Raw genomic sequence first — 382 nt, 5'->3', positions numbered from 1 at the left:
CGGGTCAGGTATGCCTGCCCTTTTGTAAAGCCCTTGAGGTCCTCGGAAATCGGGGATCCCGGCGTTCGTGGACATGCCGGCGCCGGAGAGAAGGACTATGGCATTGGCCTTTTTGATCATCTCAGCGCACTGGCTTGCCTTCTTCTCCTCGATATGCTGACGAACTTCGTATGTCTTTACATGATATTCCCCAGTCGTTTGACGAACTGCCTCGGCCTTTACGCCTTGCACCGCTTTATTTATCGCCCGAGATAGCACCATATCGAAGTTGAGTCGATTAGTCTCAGGCACCATCTGAAGCCTGTAAGTTCCCTTTATAATCGCCGAGAGGTCCAGCGCCTTCTCCACGTCACCTGTCTTAGCGATGAGCTGTACGGGATAA

General features: G+C 52.6%; 1 protein-coding gene. It reads right to left on the bottom strand.

Features of this window, described 5'->3' with window-relative positions; all coding sequences use genetic code 11:
- Positions 1-261: Sir2 family NAD-dependent protein deacetylase (locus EZM41_RS13515; RefSeq protein ID WP_342449223.1), on the bottom strand; the 261-nt coding region annotated here is incomplete at its 3' end.
- Positions 262-382 lie beyond the last annotated feature (121 nt).

This window comes from Acetomicrobium sp. S15 = DSM 107314, from assembly GCF_016125955.1.
Lineage (GTDB): Bacteria > Synergistota > Synergistia > Synergistales > Thermosynergistaceae > Thermosynergistes > Thermosynergistes pyruvativorans.
The sequence above is the reverse complement of the archived record's forward strand: the minus strand, read 5'-3'. Positions and strand labels throughout refer to the sequence as shown.